This window comes from Gilvimarinus gilvus (assembly GCF_030518155.1).
In the GTDB taxonomy this organism is placed as follows: domain Bacteria; phylum Pseudomonadota; class Gammaproteobacteria; order Pseudomonadales; family Cellvibrionaceae; genus Gilvimarinus; species Gilvimarinus gilvus.
Map to the genome: position 1 here is coordinate 1 of NZ_JAULRU010000730.1, position 346 is coordinate 346.

Here is a 346-nt window from a genome sequence, read left to right on the forward strand (position 1 = left end):
CGGGTGTGTCCCTGGTTGACCCGGTGACCGCCCTGAGTTTTATCAAGCAGGGGCTCGTGGTAAAACCCTTCTCTATCTCAATACCCTTTAAATACAACCTGATCTACTCAGCCACCCGCCCTGTTTCGCAGCTGGCGCTGGATTTTTGTAAGCTGCTAAAAAGCCGTTTAACCGAGCTGGCTGACGACTCCGATAACCTGTTCAAAATATTAGCGAAAAGAAAGCTATAACTATATCTATAACGACCTTCTGAGAAGCCCCCGGTAGCCAGGATAGCGACCGGGGGCAATATCTTTTATACCGCCGTCAATACGCCAAAAGCCGCTACCCCTAAGCCGCCCACACG

Annotated in this window: 1 pseudogene; it reads left to right on the forward strand. The window is 50.9% G+C overall.

Annotation, left to right across the window (positions count from 1 at the left end):
• Positions 1-230: pseudogene (locus QWI17_RS18170) on the forward strand (hypothetical protein); the annotation flags it as partial.
• Positions 231-346 lie beyond the last annotated feature (116 nt).